Raw genomic sequence first — 20971 nt, 5'->3', positions numbered from 1 at the left:
GGGCTCATGGCACAAGAAGCGGAAATGCAGAAACAGGATGTTTCCGACGGCGCTGACGAACAGGCTGCCGCAGCGGAGCAACAGGATTCCAGAGCCCCTGAGCCAGCCGTCAGGGACGGGGAGCCTTCTGCCCGTGCTGGCGGGCGCAGTGTCGAAGTCGGTAATTTTCGCGTGTTTTCGGATCTGCGATTGCCCGAATATGACATGGGCAGTTGCAAGGCCTATGCCGCCGATAACCTGCGCCGTGAAGAGGGCGGCGCCTTTGCGCTTGTGACCGACCCGACAGTTCCGACGCGCCATGATTTGATGCGGTTTTTGACGGGCGTTCATATCGGGGGACAGATTGATCTTCTGGATTACGAGATCGTTCACTGGCCGCTGTATGAGCGAAATACAATGGTACTTTTCTATGAAAAACCGGCAGGTGGCCGTGTTCTTGTCCCGGGAGAAAAGCAACGAAAGATTGATGAGCACGACTTTGCCAAGGTTGTCATCGAACCCTTGATGAATGTCTTGCAGGCCGTCGCGGACAAAGGGATGACCCATCGCAATATTCGGGCAGATAACTTGTTTTTTGGCGACCCTATGTCTGAAAAGGTCGTGGTTGGAGATTGCTGCTCGGCCCCGGCAGGGTTCAACCAGCCGCTTGTTTACGAAACCATATCGCGTATGACGGCCGATCCGGCCGGTCGCGGTTTGGGCTCGGTGCTTGACGATCTTTATGCCTTGGGGATGACGATTGCCGCCCTTGGCATTGGACATACACCACTCGAGAAACTGCGCGAACAGGACATCATTGATGTAAAATTGTCCAAAGGCTCGTTCCAAGCAGTTGTTATGAACGAAAAACTGCCGCTTGTGCTGATCGAGCCTGTGCGGGGACTTTTGTGTGATGATCCGCAAGAACGTTGGGGATTTGCCGAGTTGCATGCCTGGATCGACGGGCGTCGGGCAAAGCCAGTGCAATCCAATACCGAACGTCGTGCGGCACGCTCGCAGAATATTTCGGGCAAGGATTATTATACCGCGCGGTCGTTGGCGCAGGGGATTTCCAAGAACTGGGTCAATTCGCTTGCGCCATTGCGCGACGGGACCGTGGAAATATGGTTGCGGCGCGGGCTTGCCGATAATGATCGTGCCAAGCATATGGCAGAAGCGATCCGGCAACTGCAATGGGCTGGCGCAGACAAGCGAGCGGCGGAAGATATCCTGATCGCCAAATCAATCATCATTCTTGATCCATCGGGCGCGATCCGTTTCAAGGGCTTTTCGGCGATGGTCGACGGGCTTGGCAGCATGTTGTCCTATGATGTTCAGCATGGTCGCGGGCCACAGCGTTTTTCCGATGTCGTCGTGCGGGATATTCCGTCATTCTGGTTTGGACGCCAAGTTGGATACAGCCCGGAAATTCAGAAGCTTCAGCAGGCATATAAAAACCTGCGATACTATATCCAGCAGCAAAGTGCGGGTTATGGCTATGAACGCTGCCTTTATGCCATTGTGCGTAACCAGCATTGCCTGAGCCCGATGATTGAAAAAGATTATGTTGTAGATATCTCGCAGCTTTTGCCCGCGCTTGAAAAAGCGGCGGCTGACCTGCCCGAAGATAGCTGGCCGGTGGACCGTCATATCGCGGCTTTTATCGCGACCCGTCTTGAAGACGACGTCGAGGCACAGCTTCTGGCATTGCAAAATCCGTCAGATGAAGTCGAATACAGTCGCGCAATCATTAGCATGCTGGCACTTGTGCAATGGCGGCATGGGCCTGATAATCTGCAAAATCTGTCGCACTGGGTGGCCCGGTTGATGGAACCCGCGGTCAAGGTGTTTCACAGCAAGGCACGTCGGGAACGTGTTGAACACGAAATCCCGAAACTGGCCAAGCGCGGCAATCTTGTCGAACTGTACAACCTGATCAATGACGAGCAGGAACGCCGGAAGGATCAGACCGAATTCATCACCGCGGTCGAGGAATATTCCGAAGCAGAAAGCGAGGTTTTTGACCTTGAATCATCAGGCCCCGCACGACTTGAGCTGGCAGAAAAAGTTGGCCAGCAGGCAGCAGCCTTTGCGTCGACCATGATTGCGCTGCTGACGGTTTCGGCGCTATTTCTGATGCATATGTGGTAGGGGACAGGAATGGCGAGACAATCAGGCGGCCGTAAAAAGAAAAGCGCATTTTCCGGTTTGTCGGTGGTGGCTTCTGCCGTGCTTTTGTTCATGGTTGCGCTGCCGACATTCATTACCCTGGCGGTTGGGTTGTTACCATCAATGGTGGCGTTCATGTTTGACCGCAGCCAGGGGCGCACCATGTCGCGCTGCATTTTTGGTCTGAATTTTTCAGGGGTTGCGCCCTATATCATGGAAATCTGGCAGCAGGGCGGGCAGACGGCCAGTGTGGCAACTCAGGAAATTTTCCAACCCGTTGCCCTGTCGATCATGTATGGCTCGGCCGGTCTTGGATGGCTTTTGTATCTGGCGATGCCACCGATTGTCGCCAATGTGCTTAATCTTTCGGCCCAGCGCCGTGTTTCTGAATTGCGTAAAAGGCAGCGTGGTTTGATCAAAACCTGGGGCGACAGCCTGATCAAGGAAATCGACCGTTCAGGCAGTTAATCCGCAACCGAATCACAAACCATCGACCAATAAAAAAAGCGGCGGACAATTTGTCCGCCGCAGTCATGTTGGTTGGTTAACGAGGGTAAGCAAGGCACTCACATCGGCAGATCGGTGTGGATCGATTTGCGTACTTTTTCAAAGGCCCGAACTTCAATCTGACGAATGCGTTCGCGCGATATTCCGTATGCGACGCTCAGATTTTCAAGCGTTACAGGTGAATCGAGCAGGCGGCGCTGGGTCAGGATGTCACGTTCACGTGCATTCAGGTGTGACATCGCACTTTTCAGCAGATTCATACGCTGGACAAATTCCTCGCGCTTGCCATACAGGGTTTCCTGATCTTCATCTTCGCTTTCGATCCAGTCGACCCATTCACCGTCACCATCAATACGCACTGGCGCATTCAATGAGTGATCCGGCCCCGCGAGACGGCGGTTCATCATGATCACGTCATCTTCGGTGACGTTAAGTTTTGTGGCGATGAATTCGACCTGTTCCGGTCGCAGATCGCCTTCGTCAATCGCCTGCATCTGGCTTTTGAGTTTCCGAAGATTGAAGAAAAGTTTTTTCTGGGCGGCAGTGGTACCCATTTTCACCAGCGACCAGGAATGCAGGATATATTCCTGAATTGCGGCGCGGATCCACCACATCGCATAAGTCGCAAGGCGGAAACCTTTGTCCGGGTCAAAGCGCTTGACCGATTGAAGCAGGCCTACATTACCTTCGGAGATCAGTTCGTTTATCGGAAGTCCATAACCGCGATAGCTCATGGCTATCTTGGCAACCAGCCGCAAATGACTTGTAATCAGCTTTTCGGCGGCAGTTGCATCATCATTGTCACGGAATTCACATGCAAACGTCGTTTCCTGTTCAGGTGTAAGCATGGGGTAACGGCGGATGCGCTGCAAATAGACTGTCAGACCATCTTGGGAGATGATTGGAAGTGCATTTCCCTGTTTCATTGAAGCCTCCCGTTGCGCTTCGTATAAAGTGCGGTTTATCCCCTGGCACTTATTGAAAGGTATACGGGAGTATTAGGTGTCGTCAATAAAAATTAGACCAAAAAGGTTAGGTCAAACTATCCCAATGGGTAGGTTTAGGCAGGTAATGAGTTCCTGTAGGTCTTCCGGGAGGGGGGCTTTGGTGAGGACGTAATTCCCTGTTTTTGGGTGTAAAAATCCCAGTGTTCTGGCATGTAGCGCCTGTTTTTCAAAGCCCGTCAGGACCTCGTGCACGTGCTTGCTGAACTTCTGGGTAAGTTTGCTTCTACCGTAAACTGGATCACATATAAGTGAGTGACCAAGATGGGTCATGTGAACGCGAATTTGATGTGTTCTGCCAGTCAAAAGCCTGCATTCAACAAGAGATGCCAACGAGTCGTCGCGTTTTGCCAAAACCTTGTAACGCGTAAGGGCCGGTTTTCCCCCATTTCGAAGTACCGCCATCTTCTTTCTATTGCGCGGGCTTCGGCCGATATTTCCCTCTATGACGCCTTCGCTTTGGCGCGGGACACCCCAAACAACGGCGATATAAGCGCGTTCGATATTTTCCTTATCCTCGGAAAACAGGGTCGAGAGTGCCCGATGGGTTGCATCGTTCTTCGCGACCACCATTGCCCCACTGGTGTCTTTGTCGAGCCGGTGCACGATACCCGGACGCTTCACGCCGCCGATCCCCGACAGGCTGTCACCACAATGGGCCAGCAAAGCATTGACCAATGTACCGCTTTCATTGCCCGCAGCAGGATGAACAACCATCCCCGCGGGTTTATTGATCACCAGCAGATCGTCGTCTTCATAAAGGATATCGAGCGCGATTTTTTCGGCGATTGGGTCGGCCGCGACTGCGGGTGGGATTTCAAGCGCAAAGCGGTCGCCACTTTTTACCTTGTGTGACATCTTGGCGATCGGCGTGTCATTCAGCAGCAGATGTCCGTTCTCAATCAGGCTTTTGATACGTGAACGGGATTGCTCGGGCCATGCGGTTGCCAGAACCTTGTCAAGCCGCGCTCCCTCGTCAGCGGGAGAGGCAATATATTCAAGATGTTCGGTGTTCAAGCCGCTTTCCATATTCATATCTGCTGCTATTCTGGCCTGCTATGACCGTCAGTGTCCGTTAAAGGGCGGTTTTAATCGCTTACTGATGAAATGCAATCCCGCTTTGCAAACTTGCAATTGGCTTCTCTTGTCGCTATGGCCTTCAATATCGTCCTGTCAGGCCTGTTGTGATCGTAGCGTGACGCAAAGGGGCATTCGATCAACTTATCAATCGGAAATGTGATGCGCGTTATCAAGATTCTGGTCGCTTTTATGGGAGTGCTGATCGTTGCGGGCGTCGCACTCGTGGTTTATGGCCTGTCGCGTCAGGAAGATGGCAGCGTTGCATCCGATGCGCCTAAGCTATCCGCGCCGATTGCGGGGCAGTTTGAGACGCCAACAGATACAGGCCCACGATTCGCAACACAGATCGCACCGTTCGGAACGATCAATGTTGATTTGGCACCGGGTGAGACCTTGGTTGATTTTTCCCGTCAGGGAACAGAGGCAACTCTGCGTCTTGAGGGACGCCAAGGAAGCCGTCTGGTGATTGTTTCTTTGCGTGACGGCGCTATTCTTGGGCAGATTTTACTGGTGGAGCCGCAATAAGCACCGCTTGAACTGATGGTGGTTTGATGATCGACGCGGGTAAAATCATAAAACTGCGGACAGGTTTGTTGGCAGAGATTTCAGATATCGCAGCTGCGGCATGGCCGGAGGAATGCTGTGGTCTATTGATTGCCGAAGCGGAAGGTCCCGAAGTTATTCTGCGTTTTGTTGCAGCACGCAATGTCGCCATCGATCGCCAAAAAACATTCGAAATTGATCCGCACGTTCTGATTGCGACGCATCGATCGGTTCGGCAACGCGGAGAGGCGATTATCGGATGCTATCATTCACATCCGAATGGCGATTGTCAGCCATCGAAAACCGATTTGTCCCGCGCCGAAGAAACCGGTTTTCTGTGGCTGATTTTCGCCACCGGCAAAAACGGCGTTGATGAATGGAAGCTATATCGCCGGATGCCGGAACGTGCCGATGACACAGCACCGCGTTATTTCAAAACTTGTGAGATCGCCGAGCTCTGATCATTGCTTTGCCATGCGTTCGATCAGGCCAGTCTGCTTTGCAAGTGATTGTTGAAGCGCGAAGTTTTGCGTGATTGTCCGGCGCGCCAGTTGGCGTATTTCGCGAAGGCGGTCAGGATTGGCCAATGCTTCGGCCATTGTGCTGGCAAGCTGGTCTTCATTCCAGAAGCCACACATTAATCCATTCCTGCCATGACGAATGATATCGCGGCAGGGGCCAGTGTCCGATGCGATCACCGGCGTTCCGCATGCCATGGCTTCAAGTACCGACCATGACAAAACAAACGGATATGTCAGATAGACATGGGCCGAACTGATCTGGAATAGACGGATCAGCTGATCGTGGGGAATTTGCCCCAGAAAGACGATGCGAGAGGGATCCATACCGGTTTCAGCCATCATCGCATCACGCCATTTCTGGCCGTCGGCGCGCGGCGTTCCATAACTGACGCCATCCCCCCCGGCGATGACAAAGGTTACATCGGTGTTGCGCCGGGCCAACTTAGCTGCGGCACGCATGAATTGTGGAAAGCCGCGATAGGGTTCGAGATCGCGTGCAACATAGGTCACTATCGGATCGCCATGTCGCAGCACACGACCATCGGGCAGGCGAAGCAGTGCCTTGTCGTCCGGACGGCAACGATGGATATCGATACCATCGTGGCAAATACCGATCTTGTTATGGAAGCTTTGCGGAAAGGCGGCTTTCTGCCATGCCGTGGGGCTGATCCCGGTGTCTATTGCTTCCAGACTTGAGAGCTGTGCGCTGTTGCGCAGCCGCAATTGTGTGCGTTTGGCCAAGGTCACCGTTTCTGTCGGGTCAAAGCCGACATCGCGACCTTCGGCGTGGTAAAAATGTTCGCAATAGCCAACCAGTGGCGTTTTGCGCAGGACATCGCGCGCAAACATCATGCTGCCCCAGCCGATATGCCCGTAAACGATGTCGGGTGGGCCTTCCTGTGCGGCGAGTGAATCAAGTGTTGTCGCCGCATGCATGCCGATCTGCTGGTGATATTGCGGAAATGGGGTCGCAGGCGGTGGCGGAGTTGCCCGCTGACGCAGGACGCGAATGCCGGGAAGCTGTACGTTCATTGCTTCGCAAAGGAAGGAAACCTGCCATCCGGCATTTGCCAGATGACAGGCCAGGTGAACAAATTGTCCCGGTCCATGGCGGTGGACAAAGACAATTTTCATCGGCGACTGCGAAGCTCGTGTGTCATAACGCCACTTGTGACGGGGACACCGCCATACCGAAGGGTCTGTGTCCAGAATTCCTCCAGGCGACGCAAAGTTCGAAGTGCCGTTTCCATTTCCTGCTGGTCCTGCAGGTCATTGGTCAGTGCGTTGTGATATTCTTCGTGAAATTCATGCAGGGATTCACAAAGTTCGTGCCCCTTGCGCGTCAGTTTTATTCTGGCAGACCGTCGGTCACGGGCCATGACATGTCGTTCGACATAGCCCGATTCAGCCAGCTGTTTCAGATTATAGGATGCATTCGATCCCATATAGTGGCCGCGATCCAATAGATCACGTACCGACAGTTCATCGTCGCCGATGGTAAACAGCAACGCGACTTGTGCGGGGCTGATGTCATCTTTGCCGAGTCGAATAAGATCTACACGAAGCAGATCAGCAAAACGCCGATAAATACGCTCGACGGTATTTGCAAGTTCAAGATGAGTGACGGTCATGTTGTTTGATCCGTTATCTGGTCCCAAGCGAGAGTTGATGCCATGGCCTTTCGACCAAGGCAGGCCTTTCGTGTGGGGAAGATAACAGGACGTTGCTCTTGAACGATTTTTCCGCACGCCCAATTCTTCCCTCAGTTTGCTCGTAATTTCGAAGTAATTTCAAAGTATTTTTATTTTAAAATTACTTCGTATTCTTCTGTTTTTACATTGTCAGATCATGAACATGAGATCGACATATTTGATTTTATTGTAGATCATCATGACATCGCAACTATGTGATTAGATTGCGGAAAAACTATGACTTTTGGCTGATTGGATGAAAATCAATGCATTTTGGTCGTAAAAACACGCCAAAAACCGCAGAAAGCAAAGCTGTCAGACCATCTCTGGATGCAAAATCGGTTATCCGCGAGGCGAGATTCACTTTTGTACGCGGTCTTGGATGGGCCGGGGTCTTGAGTGGCTTTATCAATGTTCTGCAACTGACCGTGCCGCTTTTCATGCTTCAGGTGCATGATCGCGTGATTAACAGTCAAAGTACCGATACGCTTAAATTGCTGCTCGCAATTGCGATTGGTGCCATCATTCTATACGGCATTCTTGATTTCATTCGGGCCCTTATCTTTCAGGAAATGGCCAAATCATTGTTGCGTCGCCTGAACTTGCCGGCCATTTCGGCGGCAATGAGCGTGGCGCTTGAAAAAGGATCGATACAGGGCACGCAGGTTCTGCGCGATTTGTCGGATTTGCGCAATTTTATCAATGGCAATACCATCAGTGCGCCACTCGAAGCGATCTGGTCGCCGATTTTCCTTGGTGTGATGTTTGCCCTTCATCCGTTTTACGGTATTGCGGGGCTTGTGGCGGTGCTGGTCCTGATCGGGCTTAGTCTGTTGGGTGATTTGCTTGTGCGACAGATCACCAAAGAAGGCACCGATGCCAATCTGCGTAATATCGGCGATATCGGGTCAACCGTATCAAATGCCGAGGCGATTGAGGCAATGGGCATGTTACCTGCACTTGCCATGCGCTGGCGCCAATCGCAGGTCCATGCCAGTGAGTTGCTTGATATCGGGAATGTCCGAAGTAAAGGCATGTATTCTGTCACGCGCTCGGCCCGTTTCGGCATGCAGATTTGCGTGCTGGCGATGGGGGCGTATCTGGTTATTCTGGGGGAAACAACACCTGGGGCGATGATTGGCGGTACGATTATCATGGGCCGTCTTCTGTTGCCGTTTGATAATGTTACGCGCGACTGGCGGGCGTGGGTTTCTGCTCTTTCGTCATGGAAACGCATCCGGAATATCCTTGAGGAGCGTCAGTCGGAGCGCGAAATCGAACCGACACCGCGTTCCGAAGGGCCGCTTGTTGTCGATAATCTTGTATATGCGGTCCCCGGCTCGAACGTGCCGGTTCTTCGCGGGGTGAGCTTCGATCTTAACCCGGGCGAAATTCTGGGCGTGGTCGGGCCGTCGGCTGCTGGTAAATCGACCCTGTCGCGTCTGCTGGTCGGATCGGCGAAACCGACTGCTGGCGGCGTATTTCTTGACGGGCATAGCACCTATCTTTGGGAGCGCGGTTCGTTTGGCAACATGGTCGGTTATCTGCCGCAATCCGTGTCGCTTCTGAACGGCACCATCCGTGAAAATATTGGCCGCATGCGTGAAGCCAATCCGCGCAAGGTGATTGATGCGGCCCGCGCAGCAGGGGTGCATGAAATGATCGGCCGACTGCCACTTGGTTACGATACGCCGATCGGGGCGGGGCGACATACCCTGTCTGGTGGGCAGCAGCAACGCATTGCACTTGCCCGTGCTCTTTATGGCTGGCCACGTCTTCTGGTGCTTGATGAACCCAACGCCAACCTTGATGCTGAAGGTGAAGCATCACTGATCCGGGCGGTCCGTCAGGCAGCAGAAGGTGGGGCAATGGTTGTTCTGATCGCACACCGGCAAAGCATCATGCAATACGCCCACAAGCTGCTTGTCATGCAGGAAGGGCGGGTCAAACAGTTTGGTGAACGCACCAATGTGATCCGGGCGATGACGCAGGATGATAACGACATCAAAAACCTGCCCCCGGTTAAGCGCAATCAGCAAAGCGGGGGGGCAGCATGAACCGAGTGATCAATGTCGACAACCGTGGCGAGGTCATGATTCCCGAAGACCCGCAACCAGCATGGTATCAGGTCCTTGACGAAGAGCGCACCGCGTCGCGTCAAAGCCTGCGAAAGCCGATCATGGCGGGAATCATCGTTATTGCCGTCGGGTTTGGCGGCTTCTTTTCCTGGGCTTTTACGGCCGAACTCGACAGTGCTGCAGTGGCATCGGGCTCTGTCATTGTTGATTCCCGCAAAAAGGTTGTGAACCATTTCGAAGGCGGCATTTTGAAGAAGCTGCTGGTTGAAGAAGGTGATCGCGTCAAGGCGGGGCAAACATTGATGTTGCTGGATGGAACACGCAGTGAGTCCGAGTTGGGCCAGCTGCGCGGTGAACGATATGGGCTTATCGCCAAGCTTGCCCGACTTCGCGCGGAGCAAAGTGGCCGTGGTGAAATCGATTTTCCCGAGCAAATACTGAATGCGGAGCAGGATTATGTGGCCGATATCTTGCTGGATGAAAAGCGATTATTCGGCAAGCGTAATGAGGTTTACGATGCCAAACGAAATGCCCAAGCCAAGCAAATAGAACAATTTGATGCCGAGGCGCGCGCACTGGAATCCCAGATAAATGCCCGCACCCGTCAGGAAAAGCTTGTTGCCGAGCAGCTCAAGGGCATCAGGCAGCTTGCGGAAAAGGGCTTCGCGACGCGTACCCAGTTGGTCGAGATAGAAAACAACTGGTCTGACCTTGTCGGGGATATGGGCGAGTTCAAGGCCCAAAAAGCCGCCGCCGAACAGCAAAAGGCTGAGGCCGAAATCAATCTTGCCTCGATTGAAATGGAATGGCAAAGCGATATCGCGACAGAAATCCAGGAAGCGCAACTGGCACTGAATGATGTGACCCAGCGTATCCGCGCCAGCGAGGATGTTCTGAACCGGCGCGAAGTCAAGGCACCGCAGGACGGTATTGTTGCCAATATTCAGATTCGCACGCCGGGTGGCGTGATCAGTCCGGCGGAACCCATCATGGATATCATCCCGGAAAACGAGCCGCTTCTGATCGAAGCCATGATCAACCGTCAGGACATTGATTCGGTTCATGTCGGATCAAAAGCCCAAATCAAGCTTACGGCATATAGTCAGCGCCGGTTGGCACCGCTTGACGGCGAAGTCCGCTATGTTGCCGCCGACCAGACGGTCGATGAGAAACGCGATTCTTCCTATTACATCGTTCGGGCCGCAATTAACCCCGATGCATTGGCAAAACGCGATGATATCGAAATTCGACCGGGTATGCCGGCCGACATTCTGATCCTGAAATCCCCCAGAAGGGCGATCGACTATCTGATTGATCCGATCACTGAAAGCATGAGCAGGGCCTTCCGCGAGGACTGATTTTTGCTGATGCTGCGGGTGCGAAGGCCGCGGGCTGAAAGGTCTGCGGCCTTTTTCTTTGAATTATTGTTCAAAAGTAAAACTAAATAAAAATCAAAAAAACAACAAATACTTATTAAATAAATCTAGAAGTATAATGTGATTATTGCCTTAATCCATAATATTGACACAATAAAAACACGAGAATATCTTCCTAGGATAAAAGAAAAGAATATAGGGTTGCTGTGTGGCCGATCTCAGGGTGGCCTCTAGCTGCCTTGAGGGAACGGCCAGCCTCTCGTGAGGGGATAACCCCCGCGATGTCAATAATGTTGGGACACGAAGGAGGATACCATGGCAACTCTCGAAGGCGGCGCCTTTGATGATGCGCTTCTAGGGTCTCGTTTCAGCGACGTGATTTTCGGACGTGGCGGTGACGATACAATCTTCGGACAAGGTGATGACGATGTTCTGTTCGGTGAAGAGGGCGATGACGTTCTGTTCGGCGGCGCAGGAAACGATGTCGCGATTGGTGGCGAAGGTGACGATATCCTGTTCGGTGGATCGGGTGACGATGTGCTGATGGGGGATTCCGGCAGCGACCTGTTGATAGGTGGCTCTGGCGAAGACGTACTGTCAGGTGGTGCCGGTGACGACACCCTGCTTGGCGGTTCGGACAATGATGTCCTTGATGGTGGCGCAGGCGATGATCTTATGGTCGGCGGTGGCGGCGATGACATCATGCTGGGCGGTGCAGGCGACGATCAGTTGCTGGGCGGTTCTGGGGACGATGTTCTCCAGGGTGGCGATGGCAATGACGTCCTGCTTGGCGGCTCCGGGGACGATGTCCTTGACGGTGGTGCCGGGGACGACCTGCTGGTCGGTGGCTCGGGTAGCGATACCTTTGTCTTCACCGGTGGCGGCGGCAACGACGTCGTGCTCGACTTCACGGTTGGTGAAGACATGCTTTCCATTAGCAGCAACATCAATGATACCGGCATTGAAAGTGCCGATGATATTGCTGCGCGTGCATCGCAGGTTGGCGCCAACACTGTTATCGACCTTGGCAATGGGGATTCCATCACCCTCAACAATGTCGATGCAGAAGACGTCCAGGACAATCCGGACAGCTTCTTCAGCGTCCAGTAATCCGAATGTTGGCGTCCGCAACTTATGTTGCGGGCGTCACCCCGTTCTTCTTGTGAGGTGAAAATCGCCATGCTTGAATTTGCCTCGTCCGATGCTGTGCGGACGACCGGTGACGCGCCGGACGTTTGCCTGCTTAACCCGGAAACATTGCTTCTGATCTGGGATATGCCGACCCGCTTGTGGGCGGTTCCCAAACTTGAAACTACCGAAGGCAAGGCAATCTCGCCGCAAGCCACACTGCGTTTGCCGCTTAATGGTGGCGGCACGCGACTTCTGCGCCTGATCCGTCGGCCCAAGGACGAACCGGTTTCGTTCCTGGCAGAAGCAGGGACTCTTGGCCGCAAAGATGAAATCACCATTGATCCGGAAGGTGATTTTGAATTTGCCAATGCGAGCATGCTGCTTGAAGACGTGACGCCATCGGGACGCTTGTCTCTTATGTCTGCGCTGCTTGGTGCGTGGGCAAGCATGTTTCGTACCCGCCGAAGCAAAAGTTACACCGCATTTCTCAATAAACTGGTTTCCGAAATTGTCGATACGCCACAGCGCGCCAAAGCGGTCGCAAAACTCTCAGATCAGCAGATACTGATCTCGGCCGGGCTGCCGGTGGCGTTTGGTGACATCGAAGCTGTTTATATCGTGTCCTCGTTCGGATTCCGCCGTCTGGCTGTTCCGCCACATGAAAGCAGCGAGGGGCCCCAAGGCAAAAAACAGACCTACATGATCGCTGATCGCGACGGCACTGAGAACGGTGCCTATCTCGTCGTGACCGGCGGACGCGCGCTGGCCATTCGCCATCTGGCGGCGACGCCAGTTTTGCCCTCGTTGTCGCGATGGTGGCTGGCGCGCGGCAAATCCGATGCCGATCTGCGTGAATATATCATTGGCGCAATGGCGCGTGGCGATACCAAGGCCAGAAAGGCCGCGCTTGAATTCCAGCTACGCTGTCCGCTTTCAAGCCAGCGGGTTACGGGTGGCGGTGGCTTGCCCAGTGGTGAGGTCGACCTTGCCGTAACCACTGCGCGTGGCACCCTGATTGGCGGCTGGTATCGTGATCCGGCTGAAATGATCGCCAGCATCGATATTCTTGACAGCAAAGGCACAGCCCATCCATTCGGCGATGGTTTTTATCGCTATGCCGGGAATGTCATGGATGACGACCGAACGGTTTCGGCCACCGGGTTTGTCGGGTTTTATCGTGACATTCAAAGCCAGGTACCGATCCTTCAACCACGCAGTTTGATGCGACTGACCTCGGGCAGCCGTCACCTGATGGTGCCAACCGCCCAGCCGATTGACCCGGCAGAGGCGCGGGCACGTATCCTGCGTGCGGTCCCACCGCAGCACCTGACTGACGAGATCATTGAAAACTGTCTGGCACCGGTCATTGGTGATTTGCAGCAGAAATTGCTTGCTGCTGCCAAAGCGGATCGAACCATCGAGTTTGGTGAGCAGCTTAAAGAGCCCGCTGTTTCGATTGTTGTGCCGCTGTATCGGGTGCTCGATTTCCTGCGTGCCCAGGTTGGTGCCTTTGCCTGTGACCCCTGGATTTCACGGTATTGCGAAGTGATTTACGTTCTGGATTCTCCGGAACACGCAGAAGAGTGCGAACATCTGCTGCGTGGGTTGCATCTGCTTTATGACATGCCGATGCGTCTGGTGGTCATGACACGAAATGGGGGGTATGCGCGGGCCTGCAATTCAGGTGCCGAACAGGCTCGGTCAGACCTGATCGCGATGCTGAATTCGGATGTCATTCCCTATCAGATTGGCTGGCTGGAATTGATGGCCTCAAAAATGGGCGGTCCGCAGGATGTCGCCGCGGTCGGGCCAAAGCTTTTGTTCGAAGATGGTTCGTTACAGCATGCCGGAATGTATTTTGCCCGCAATGAACGCGGACAATGGCTGAACCATCATTTCTATAAAGGGCTGCCCGATCAGTTCCGTGACGCCAATGTTGAACGATCCGTTCCCGGGATCACCGGGGCTTGCATGCTGTTGCATCGTGGCACGTTCAATGATGTCGGTGGCTTTACCGAAGATTACGTGATCGGCGATTACGAGGACAGTGACCTTTGCCTCAAAATCCGCAAGGCCGATTTCGATATCAAATATGTACCTGACGCCAGCCTTTATCATTTCGAGCGCAAGTCGATCTCGACCCACACCGATTACATGCTTGGTGTGGCGACACAATACAACGCCTGGCTTCATACCTCGCGCTGGTCAGACATGCTCGAAGATTTCCACAAAAACGATGTTCCGCAGAACCGGCCGCAAAACCGTGTTTCAGATAAAGACGATCAAGGAGAAGCGGCATGAGCCAGGTTCTGGCATTTTCCAACCATGATGACCCGGTGCTCGACGCCAAAAGCGAACAGCATCTGGACTGGCTTTGCGAGCAGATCATCGCCAATCGTTTTCTGCCGGTACCGCCCGAAGAAGCCGTTTTTGTCGGCGATGGCGACTATCGTGCCATCGGTGCCGAATTTCTGGGGCATTTTGTCCGTCGGGCGGGCCTTATGCCTGATCATGATGTGCTTGATATCGGGTGCGGCATCGGGCGGATGGCGGTGCCACTGACCCAGTATATTGATGCGTCCAATGCGATCTACGAAGGCATTGACCCGGTTGCAAACGGGATTGAATGGTGCAAGCGCACGATTTCACCCGCTTATCCAAATTTTGGTTTCCAGACGCAGGACGTCAAAAACGCGCTGTATAATCCCGAAGGATCCATCGGCGGGCGTGGCATGCGGTTGCCTTTTCAGGATGGTGCATTCGATTTCACCGCAATGATCTCGGTGGCAACCCACTTGCCGCCTGAAGAAATCGAAACCTATTGCACCGAGGTGTTCCGCGTGCTGCGCCCGGGCGGGAAGCTGTTTCTAACGGCCTTTATCATTCGTGATCCTCAGGAACTTTCATATCCCGGCTGCGACCCGCGTTTAACCAGTCTTGAGAGACTTGAAAACCAGCCGTGCTGGCATCTTAAGGGTGAAAACCCGATGGCGGCCGTCGGCTTTGATGATGGTTTCATCGACGGCGCGATGAGTGCCGCCGGATTTACCCTGAAATCCAAAAGTTTCGGAACCTGGCACGGTGATCAGGCCGATCATTACCAGGACTTCCTGATTGCAGAAAAACCGCGGAGGAACGCATGAACCCGCGCATCATGGTTCTGGCTCATAATCATCCCGATTTGCATCCCGGCGGCACCGAGATTTTCGCCCACGATCTGTTTAATGCCTATAAGCGGGCAGGGTGCGAAGCCATTTTCATTGGCGCGACCAACGATATCCATCGTGAACGTCGCCCTGGCACCAGCTTTCAGGCGATCAATGATGCCGGTGATGAAATGCTGTTCTGGGCGGGGCATTTTGACCGGTTCAACATGTCGCAGACAGATCTGTATGCCGTCGCGCCGAATTTTACCGAGCTTCTGAAAACCTGGGATCCGGATGTGGTGCATATCCACCATCTGGTTCTTTGGGGTATCGAGTTGCCGATGCTGATCCGCCGTGTTCTGCCGCATTGTCAGATCGTAATGACCTTGCATGACTACTATGCGATTTGCCCGAATGACGGGTTGATGATCCATCGAGGCACCCGTCAGCGTTATCTGGAAGCGGACCGGATTGGCAAACGTTGCGGTCTTGATGGCATTGCGCCGGAACGGTTTTCAATGCGGACGGTCAATCTGCGCAATCATCTTCGCGTTGTTGATCGCTTTCTGTCTCCAAGCGCGTTCCTGCGTGATCGCTATGTCGATTGGGGAATTGACCCGGCAAAGATCGAAGTCATGCACAATGGTCGCCCGTCCGTACCGGCCGCACCCAAACGTGATATGGGGGCCGGGATGCCAAATGTGTTTGGTTATTTCGGCAATCTGAACCCATGGAAGGGGGCGGATGTTCTGCTTGAAGCCAGTCAGAAACTTGCAGCCGATGATGTCGATTTTGAATTGCGTATTCACGGCGGGGCACCGTTCCAGACGGTTGCCTTTAATGAAAAGATTGATGGTCTTTTTGATGCAACCGGTTCGAAAGTTCACCGTATGGGGGCCTATGAACGAGCCGATATTCCCGAACTTATGGCACGTGTCGACTGGATCGTTGTGCCATCAATCTGGTGGGAAAATGCTCCGCTGGTCATTCAGGAAGCGTTCCAGCATGGCCGTCCTGTGATCACAAGCGGCATCGGCGGCATGGCTGAAATGGTCCGCGATGGTCATGACGGCATTCACGTGCGCGCCGATGATCCGGCCGATCTTGCCCGTGTGATGAAGGACTGTGCCACCAATCCGAAACTCTGGAAGAAGCTGTCGGGGAATGTGCGTCCGCCAGCCGGTATCGATGATGTCGCGCAAAAGCACCTTGTGCTGTTTCGCAAGATGATCCGTCCCGATTTCGTCGCGGCCTGACACAGATAAAAGGAGGCATTCATGGCGATTGCCCAGAAAGACCTATCAGAAACATCTGCAAAGCCCGTTGCCAATGATGCGGCAAAAAACGATGTCGAACCGGCGATCCCGACAATCGAGGGACGCGTTGATGCGATTGACCGTCAACGGTTGTTTGGCTGGGTCTGGTGCCCGGAACGCCCGGATGCGCGCATCGAAGTTATCGTTCGTCTGAACGGGCATACCTTGTTGCGTATGAAGGCCGAAAACGAGCGTGTCGACCTGCGCCGTAATGGCATAGGCGACGGTGCCCACGCATTCGAGGTGGAGCTCCCCGAAGCCGCCTTGGCAAGTGTTGAAAATGTTAGCGTTTTCGCGATTGCGCCTGAAACCGGCGATCAGATCGAGTTGCGCATTCCGTCGCAAAGCGAACAGCAGGCGCAATCGGCCGTCAACGCGCCGCTTTCGAAAATTCTGGACCGGCTTGATCGTTTGCTGGCGGCTCAGCACATTTTGCAAAATGGTCAGCGTGAAGCCGCCAAGCGCCTTGTTGATGCATCCAAGCGCATGGATGAACTGGCGTCCGCCGATGACGGGATCGAGGCCGGTGTGAAGCTTGTTCGTACCGGGCAGGACGAACTGACCCGTCGTGTTGAGGAACTCGAAGTTTTCCTGGTTCGCTTCGACAAGTCACTTGGCGGATTTGACGAACGTCTTTCCGTATTGACCGAGCGGCATCGCAACGATCTGAAAACGCCGCTTTTGGTGCTGTCCTGCCTGATTGGTGTGACGGTCGGACTTTCCATCGGCGCAATGGTTTGGTGAGGCAGGGCGTCATGACAAAGGCCACCAATCATCGCGAATTGCTCGAAAGTACCGGCAGCGCGGATTTTTCGGCGCCGTCATTTGTAATGATGTTGCCGTTCGGTCTGGCTGAACTGTTTTTCAATTCACAATCACAAGAAATGACAAGGAGGGCAGGGCATGACTGAACCGTCTGGAATGCCGCTGGACGGCAGGACCGTTGTGGCCGCTTTGGTCGATGACGGGCTTGCGCTTATGGCGGGTGTCGGAGCTGCGATGCCCGCGACAATCGATGTATTCCTGAACGGTCAATCCGATGCCAAGGTTCAGGCATCAATCATCAGCTGGCGTCGTGCCGATGGCCCACCCGAGGCTGCTTTTGGTTTTGTCGCACTTCTGCCGATGCAGAATGTATCGCAACGCCGATTGAAAACGGCCCTGTTCAAGGCACCGGGACAGCCCGGCGAATATCGGATTGAAAGCCGCTCGCAGGGACTTGAATCCATTCTATCTGCTGTGGCCGAGCAATCCGGGTCGGCATTCGCGACCGTGATTGACGGCGTTATCGAGGCGCTGCTGGCCGGCAACCCGAACAAGAAGCGTCTGCGCACTGTGGCTGCCCTTGTCCGGATTGCGGCACGAAGTAACGGCTTTATCGAAGTTCTGGGCGGTCTGGAAGAAGGCGATATTTACATTCAGGGCTGGTCGAGCAATTTCCCGACCGGCCGCACCCGCGTGATCGCGATAGACGAAGGCCCGGTTCTTGCCGAACTGACCAGTGCTGAATTTCAACGCGATGATCTTGGTGAACATGCATCGGGCGTTACCGGGCTTATGGCTGGCGACACCAGGATCAATCCGAGCAAGTTGCAGCGCGTTTATTTCCGTGGTCGTGATGGCTGGTTCTCGATCGAGGTTTATCAGCAGCGTGTGCTGGTTGCCTTGCAAGACGTGCCTGCACATATCCGTTCTGTTCTGGATCGGGTAAAGGCGCCCGATAACATCCTTGCGCAAATCCGGATGGCAGCCCATCGCTTTGACGGTCGCGATACTGTTTCCGAACTGGATCGTCCGGTGCGGATCGGGATCGACTTTTCGCTGGTGATAGAAGGCAGTGGCATTCTGGTATCGGGCTGGATGCTTGACCCGGATCGCGCGGTTGAAACCGTCATGTTGCGCGTTGGCGGTGAAGCGGTTCGGATTGATGATCGCTGGACCCGGCAGTCACGGCCCGACGTTACCAATGCATTTCTGAACGATCCGATGTTTTCGGGGCTTAACCCGGCACGCAACAGCCATGGTTTTCTGGTGTTCTGTCCGCTGGAAGATACACCGTCATCCGATCAGCCGGTTTATCTGGAACTGGCCATATCCGACGCGTTCCCGGCCTATTGCCCGCTAAATCCGACCCGTGCGTCGGCCCGACAGGCCTTGTCGCGGGTTCTGCCGTCCCTTGATCCGCGTTCGGTTACGGCATCAAACAGCATCGAACGACAGTTTGGGCCGATGTTGCAGAACATGACGGCGCAAAGCCCGTTTGCCATCGATACCCATGATATCGGCAATTTCGATGAAGACGCGCCAGTTGCCCTGATCGTTGGTGTTGACGACACGATTAGCGATATTGGTGTGACTATTGCCTTGCTTGGTCTTGATGAGGTTACGCGACATCTGCCGATTGTGATAGCAGGCCCCGCCGAAAGTTTTGATCAGGTCGGCAGCGATATGATGAGGCTGGCGGCCTTTTACAAACTTAATGTCCGCATCGTTTTTGCCGAGGGCGTCGAGGATTTCTGCGATGCGCTTGAGGTTGGCGTTGCTGCAACGAATTCCGAAACAATCGCGTTGGTGTCAGCACACATCCTGCCGCATGACACAGGCTGGTTCGAGCCATTGCTGGCGGCTTATCGCAAACGCGGCAGCAAATGCGTCGTCTGTCCGACGATCCTGTTTGAAGATGATTCCGTCCGTTGGGCAGGCACCTGGATCGAGGGCGATGTTGACGGGCAGTATTTGTCGGATCGTTATGTCGGTTATCCGCGTGCCGTTCTGGCCGATGCCGAACCGACCGAAGTCAGTGCCGGAACCCCGGAATGCTGCGTCATGCCGCGCAAGGCATTCGAAGACATAAACGGTTTTACCCGTGGCTATATTGGCCCGTCGGAAAAGGGGCTCGACCTTGCGCTGAAACTGCGCATGGGCGGAACGGCGTCATGGTGGATTCCGGAAATCGAAGTCCTGGGGAGCGAACAATCGATAACAAGCGCCCCCGCCTGGGAGGAACTTTCGCATCGTCTTGACCGCTGGGCGTTTGATCGCCGCTGGTCATTGGTCGTCTCAAATTTGCGGAGCCACAATCATGCCGTCGACTGACCTGCGTGTCCTCATCATTTCTCACGGACATCCCAGCATGTCGCTGGGCGGGGCCGAAGTGGCCTCCTACAACCTGCATAAAGGCTTGAACGAACTGGACGGGGTGGAAAGCTTCTATCTGGCCCGTGTCGGTCATCCGGTGCCGCGTCACGGTGCGTCTGCACTGATGAGCTTGCGCCAGAAAGATAACGAAATCCTGTATCATGCAGAAAACTATGATCATTTTCTGCTGTCGAACGGGAATACTGACGAAATTGATCGCGATCTGTTGCGCTTTGTGCGCGATTATGAGCCGGATGTTGTGCATTTTCACCACTATCTCGGCCTCGGTTTGGAAACGATCTATGCGATCCGCGAAGCCCTGCCGGATGCGGCGATCTTCTTTACCTTCCACGAATTCCTGACGATCTGTCACAACCATGGACAGATGGTAAAAAGCGGCGGGACGAAGCTTTGCAACCGGGCAAGCCCCATCGAATGTAACGGCTGTTTCCAGAACATCTCGCCGGCATCCTTCCTGCGTCGTGAACGGTTCATCAAGGCGATGCTTAATCTGGCCGATCATTATGTGTCGCCCAGCGATTTTTTGGCGGACCGGTTTGTCGACTGGGGATTGGATCGTGACAAGATGTCGGTGATCGAAAACGGTCTGGACGTCAAGGAGGCGGCAAATACCCGGGCACTTTCCAAGGCGCAACCACGCCGGTCGCGTTTCGCGTTCTTTGGTCAACTGACCATGTTCAAGGGTGCTGATATCCTGCTTGATGCGGTGGGCCGTGTGCCTGATGACATCTGGGGGGATGATGCCCGGATGATGATCTTTGGTGGCAACCTTGAACGACAACCCATTGAATATCAGGAAAAAGTTCACGACCTGATCGAAAAGGCCGGTGAACGTGTCCGGTTCTATGGCGCTTATCAGAACAGCGAAATGCCTAAACTGATGGAGCTTGCCGACTGGACGATCATTCCGTCGATCTGGTGGGAAAATTCACCGATCGTCATTCAGGAAGCCTTCTTCCATGGGCGTCCGATGATCTGTTCTAACATCGGTGGCATGGCCGAAAAAATTACTGATGGCGTCAATGGTCTGCATTTCCGTGTCGGCAGTGCCGAAGACCTTGCCGACCGTCTTGTTGATGCCCTTACCGACAATAAAATCTGGGATCGGATGCGTGAGGGGATTCCTCGCCCGCCGACCTATATCGATTGCGCCGAGCAACATCTCGCGCAGTACCGGGAGGTTCTCGAGACCCGCCCGATGTCTGTGACTCCTGTGTCGCAGCACTCCGTCGCCAGCACGGCATAACGATAATCAGAAGTCACCTAGCCAA

The 20971-nt window shown here is 54.1% G+C and carries 18 protein-coding genes; 14 read left to right on the top strand and 4 right to left on the bottom strand.

Annotated features, from left to right (window positions below; genetic code table 11):
* Positions 1-24 precede the first annotated feature (24 nt).
* Both BC440_RS21250 and BC440_RS21245 read left to right on the top strand, forming a co-directional pair.
* A complete protein-coding gene (locus BC440_RS21250) occupies positions 25-2130 on the top strand; it encodes a serine/threonine-protein kinase (RefSeq protein WP_247643635.1) in 2106 nt (701 codons plus the stop codon).
* Positions 2131-2139: 9 nt separating this feature from the next.
* Positions 2140-2616: a hypothetical protein gene (locus BC440_RS21245; RefSeq protein ID WP_007089976.1), complete on the top strand. Its 477-nt coding sequence runs from the start codon at positions 2140-2142 to the stop codon at positions 2614-2616.
* Positions 2617-2714: 98 nt separating this feature from the next.
* On the opposite strand, the gene rpoH is transcribed toward BC440_RS21245, so the two are convergent.
* Both rpoH and BC440_RS21235 read right to left on the bottom strand, forming a co-directional pair.
* On the bottom strand, positions 2715-3581 hold the full coding sequence (gene rpoH, locus BC440_RS21240; RefSeq protein ID WP_007089975.1) for an RNA polymerase sigma factor RpoH: 867 nt from the start codon (positions 3579-3581) through the stop codon (positions 2715-2717).
* Between the two features lie 111 nt (positions 3582-3692).
* Positions 3693-4694: an RluA family pseudouridine synthase gene (locus tag BC440_RS21235; RefSeq protein ID WP_071241306.1), complete on the bottom strand. Its 1002-nt coding sequence runs from the start codon at positions 4692-4694 to the stop codon at positions 3693-3695.
* A 204-nt stretch (positions 4695-4898) separates the two neighbouring features.
* On the opposite strand from BC440_RS21235, the gene BC440_RS21230 reads away from it, so the two are divergent.
* Positions 4899-5264 (top strand): hypothetical protein, encoded by a 366-nt coding sequence (locus BC440_RS21230; RefSeq protein WP_071241305.1) that lies wholly within the window; start codon positions 4899-4901, stop codon positions 5262-5264.
* A gap of 26 nt (positions 5265-5290) precedes the next feature.
* Positions 5291-5743, top strand: coding sequence for a M67 family metallopeptidase (locus BC440_RS21225; RefSeq protein ID WP_071241304.1), 453 nt, complete (start codon positions 5291-5293; stop codon positions 5741-5743).
* Here the strand turns inward: BC440_RS21225 and BC440_RS21220 are convergent, their stop codons facing one another.
* Positions 5744-6937 carry a glycosyltransferase gene (locus BC440_RS21220; protein WP_071241303.1) on the bottom strand — a complete coding sequence of 398 codons (1194 nt, stop codon included), beginning with the start codon at positions 6935-6937 and terminating at the stop codon, positions 5744-5746.
* Positions 6934-7434, bottom strand: a complete 501-nt coding sequence (locus BC440_RS21215) for a winged helix DNA-binding protein (RefSeq protein ID WP_007089970.1) — start codon at positions 7432-7434, stop codon at positions 6934-6936. The genes BC440_RS21220 and BC440_RS21215 overlap by 4 nt, the downstream gene beginning before the upstream one ends.
* Before the next feature lie 455 nt (positions 7435-7889).
* Between BC440_RS21215 and BC440_RS21210 the strand changes: the two genes are divergently transcribed.
* From BC440_RS21210 to BC440_RS21170, 10 genes are all read left to right on the top strand, one after another.
* Complete coding sequence (locus tag BC440_RS21210; protein WP_233421858.1) at positions 7890-9551, top strand: type I secretion system permease/ATPase; 1662 nt, start codon at positions 7890-7892, stop codon at positions 9549-9551.
* Positions 9548-10930, top strand: coding sequence for an HlyD family type I secretion periplasmic adaptor subunit (locus tag BC440_RS21205; RefSeq protein ID WP_063092914.1), 1383 nt, complete (start codon positions 9548-9550; stop codon positions 10928-10930). The genes BC440_RS21210 and BC440_RS21205 overlap by 4 nt, the downstream gene beginning before the upstream one ends.
* Before the next feature lie 333 nt (positions 10931-11263).
* The gene (locus tag BC440_RS21200; protein ID WP_007089967.1) at positions 11264-12058 is read left to right on the top strand and encodes a calcium-binding protein; all 795 of its coding nucleotides are present in this window, start codon (positions 11264-11266) and stop codon (positions 12056-12058) included.
* 69 nt (positions 12059-12127) lie between these two features.
* Complete coding sequence (locus BC440_RS21195) at positions 12128-14380, top strand: glycosyltransferase (RefSeq protein WP_071241302.1); 2253 nt, start codon at positions 12128-12130, stop codon at positions 14378-14380.
* Entirely contained in the window at positions 14377-15222 is an 846-nt protein-coding gene (locus tag BC440_RS21190; RefSeq protein ID WP_071241301.1) for a class I SAM-dependent methyltransferase, read from the top strand. The genes BC440_RS21195 and BC440_RS21190 overlap by 4 nt, the downstream gene beginning before the upstream one ends.
* Positions 15219-16481 carry a glycosyltransferase family 4 protein gene (locus tag BC440_RS21185; protein ID WP_071241300.1) on the top strand — a complete coding sequence of 421 codons (1263 nt, stop codon included), beginning with the start codon at positions 15219-15221 and terminating at the stop codon, positions 16479-16481. The genes BC440_RS21190 and BC440_RS21185 overlap by 4 nt, the downstream gene beginning before the upstream one ends.
* Positions 16482-16502: 21 nt before the next feature.
* A complete protein-coding gene (locus BC440_RS21180; RefSeq protein WP_063092918.1) occupies positions 16503-17285 on the top strand; it encodes a hypothetical protein in 783 nt (260 codons plus the stop codon).
* A gap of 11 nt (positions 17286-17296) precedes the next feature.
* The gene (locus BC440_RS23210; protein ID WP_175484515.1) at positions 17297-17452 is read left to right on the top strand and encodes a hypothetical protein; all 156 of its coding nucleotides are present in this window, start codon (positions 17297-17299) and stop codon (positions 17450-17452) included.
* Positions 17445-19637 carry a hypothetical protein gene (locus BC440_RS21175; protein WP_071241299.1) on the top strand — a complete coding sequence of 731 codons (2193 nt, stop codon included), beginning with the start codon at positions 17445-17447 and terminating at the stop codon, positions 19635-19637. Before BC440_RS23210 ends, BC440_RS21175 begins: the two co-directional genes overlap by 8 nt.
* Positions 19624-20946, top strand: a complete 1323-nt coding sequence (locus BC440_RS21170; protein ID WP_007089961.1) for a glycosyltransferase family 4 protein — start codon at positions 19624-19626, stop codon at positions 20944-20946. The genes BC440_RS21175 and BC440_RS21170 overlap by 14 nt, the downstream gene beginning before the upstream one ends.
* Positions 20947-20971 lie beyond the last annotated feature (25 nt).

Origin of the sequence: Thalassospira sp. MIT1004 (assembly GCF_001858545.1) — a bacterium.
Taxonomy (GTDB): Bacteria; Pseudomonadota; Alphaproteobacteria; order Rhodospirillales; family Thalassospiraceae; genus Thalassospira; species Thalassospira xiamenensis.
Note: the sequence above shows the minus strand (reverse complement) of the source record. Positions and strands in the feature narration are given on the sequence as shown.

What these genes read in the sequence shown, in the direction of transcription:
- BC440_RS21225 (WP_071241304.1), top strand. Translation starts at nt 5,291, where the DNA reads ATGATCGACGCGGGTAAAATCATAAAACTGCGGACAGGTTTGTTGGCA.
- BC440_RS21195 (WP_071241302.1), top strand. Translation starts at nt 12,128, where the DNA reads ATGCTTGAATTTGCCTCGTCCGATGCTGTGCGGACGACCGGTGACGCG.
- BC440_RS21185 (WP_071241300.1), top strand. Translation starts at nt 15,219, where the DNA reads ATGAACCCGCGCATCATGGTTCTGGCTCATAATCATCCCGATTTGCAT.
- BC440_RS21200 (WP_007089967.1), top strand. Translation starts at nt 11,264, where the DNA reads ATGGCAACTCTCGAAGGCGGCGCCTTTGATGATGCGCTTCTAGGGTCT.
- BC440_RS21245 (WP_007089976.1), top strand. Translation starts at nt 2,140, where the DNA reads ATGGCGAGACAATCAGGCGGCCGTAAAAAGAAAAGCGCATTTTCCGGT.
- BC440_RS21205 (WP_063092914.1), top strand. Translation starts at nt 9,548, where the DNA reads ATGAACCGAGTGATCAATGTCGACAACCGTGGCGAGGTCATGATTCCC.
- BC440_RS23210 (WP_175484515.1), top strand. Translation starts at nt 17,297, where the DNA reads ATGACAAAGGCCACCAATCATCGCGAATTGCTCGAAAGTACCGGCAGC.
- BC440_RS21190 (WP_071241301.1), top strand. Translation starts at nt 14,377, where the DNA reads ATGAGCCAGGTTCTGGCATTTTCCAACCATGATGACCCGGTGCTCGAC.
- BC440_RS21215 (WP_007089970.1), bottom strand. Translation starts at nt 7,434, where the DNA reads ATGACCGTCACTCATCTTGAACTTGCAAATACCGTCGAGCGTATTTAT.
- BC440_RS21230 (WP_071241305.1), top strand. Translation starts at nt 4,899, where the DNA reads ATGCGCGTTATCAAGATTCTGGTCGCTTTTATGGGAGTGCTGATCGTT.
- BC440_RS21175 (WP_071241299.1), top strand. Translation starts at nt 17,445, where the DNA reads ATGACTGAACCGTCTGGAATGCCGCTGGACGGCAGGACCGTTGTGGCC.
- BC440_RS21180 (WP_063092918.1), top strand. Translation starts at nt 16,503, where the DNA reads ATGGCGATTGCCCAGAAAGACCTATCAGAAACATCTGCAAAGCCCGTT.
- rpoH (WP_007089975.1), bottom strand. Translation starts at nt 3,581, where the DNA reads ATGAAACAGGGAAATGCACTTCCAATCATCTCCCAAGATGGTCTGACA.
- BC440_RS21250 (WP_247643635.1), top strand. Translation starts at nt 25, where the DNA reads ATGCAGAAACAGGATGTTTCCGACGGCGCTGACGAACAGGCTGCCGCA.
- BC440_RS21235 (WP_071241306.1), bottom strand. Translation starts at nt 4,694, where the DNA reads ATGAATATGGAAAGCGGCTTGAACACCGAACATCTTGAATATATTGCC.
- BC440_RS21170 (WP_007089961.1), top strand. Translation starts at nt 19,624, where the DNA reads ATGCCGTCGACTGACCTGCGTGTCCTCATCATTTCTCACGGACATCCC.
- BC440_RS21220 (WP_071241303.1), bottom strand. Translation starts at nt 6,937, where the DNA reads ATGAAAATTGTCTTTGTCCACCGCCATGGACCGGGACAATTTGTTCAC.